Below are 1,653 nucleotides of genomic sequence, written 5' to 3' on the forward strand. Positions count from 1 at the left end.
TCTGGGGCGAGCTTTGTGGTGTTTGGCGGTGATTTCAGCGGCGCTGCAACACAAGTGGGCACGGTGGGCGACGATACACTGACCGGCACGGCGGCGGTCGATGTGTTGATCGGCGGTACTGGCAACGACACGCTTGACGGTGGCGGCGGTGCGGATGTGTTGCGCGGCGGCGCGGGCGATGATGTGCTGTCGGTCGGCGATCTTGCGTTTGCGCGGATCGACGGCGGCGCGGGTACGGACATGTTGCGGATAAGTGGTTCTGGTCTGGCGCTGGATCTGACCGTGCTCGACAACACCTCGTTAAGCGGGATTGAAGTGGTCGACCTGGCGGCGGGCGGCAACGCGCTGACGCTGTCCGCGCTTGAATTGTTGCGGCTGTCGGATACGTCGAACACCCTGCGGGTGCTGGGCGGGGGCAGCGACACGCTGACACTGGCAGACGCGGGCTGGGTGCATGCGGGCACGCTTACCGACAATGGGACCTTCACGATCTACACCAACGGCAATGCGCGGTTAGAGCTGCAGGACGGGGTTGCGGGGAGTGGTCTGCCGGCGGGGCCAGTGCCAGCAGTCGAACTGTCGGCGATTGAGGCGGGCACGGGCGGCTTTGTAATCAACGGCGTCTCGGCAAATGACCAGTCGGGCTATTCGGTGAGTTCTGCGGGCGATGTGAACGGCGACGGGTTTGACGACCTGATCGTCGGGGCCCGGTTCGACGATCCAAATGGCAGCAACTCCGGCGCGAGCTTTGTGGTGTTTGGCAAGACGGACGGCACGGCGGTGGAGCTTTCGGACGTTGAGGCAGGCACCGGCGGCTTTGTGATCAACGGCGTGTCGGCGAATGACAACTCGGGCCAGTCGGTCAGTTCTGCGGGCGATGTGAACGGCGACGGGTTCGACGACCTGATCGTCGGGGCCTTGTACGACGACCCGAATGGCAACAACTCTGGCGCAAGTTTTGTGGTGTTTGGCAAGACGGACGGCACGGCGGTGGAACTGTCAGCCATCGAGGCGGGCAGCGGCGGCTTTGTGATCAACGGCGTGTCGGCGCTTGACCGCTCGGGCTTCTCGGTGAGTTCTGCGGGCGATGTGAACGGCGACGGGTTTGACGACCTGATCGTCGGGGCCAAGTTAGACGACCCAAATGGCAGCAACTCCGGCGCGAGCTTTGTGGTGTTTGGCAAGACCGACGGCACGGCGGTGCAGCTATCCGCGATTGAGGCGGGCAGCGGCGGCTTTGTGATCAACGGCGTCTCGGCGAGTGACAACTCGGGCTATTCGGTGAGTTCTGCGGGCGATGTGAACGGCGACGGGTTTGACGACCTGATCGTCGGGGCCCCGTTCGACGACCCGAATGGCGGCGGCTCTGGCGCGAGCTTTGTGGTGTTTGGCAAGACGGACGGCACGGCGGTGGAACTGTCAGCGATTGAGGCGGGCACCGGCGGCTTTGTGATCAACGGCGTGTCGGCGTATGACCGCTCGGGCGCTTCGGTGAGTTCTGCGGGCGACGTGAACGGCGACGGGTTTGATGACCTGATCATCGGGGCCAGGGGCGACGCCCCGAATGGCGGCTACTCTGGGGCGAGCTTTGTGGTGTTTGGCGGTGATTTCAGCGGCGCTGCAACACAAGTGGGCACGGTGGGCGACGATACA

1 protein-coding gene is annotated in these 1,653 nt (G+C 64.2%); it reads left to right on the top strand.

What is annotated here, in order from left to right; genetic code table 11:
- On the top strand, positions 1–1,653 hold a 1,653-nt coding region (locus BMY36_RS19075), incomplete at both ends, for a beta strand repeat-containing protein (protein ID WP_217646644.1).

The organism is Pseudorhodobacter antarcticus, from assembly GCF_900110135.1.
Classification (GTDB): Bacteria; Pseudomonadota; Alphaproteobacteria; order Rhodobacterales; family Rhodobacteraceae; genus Pseudorhodobacter; species Pseudorhodobacter antarcticus.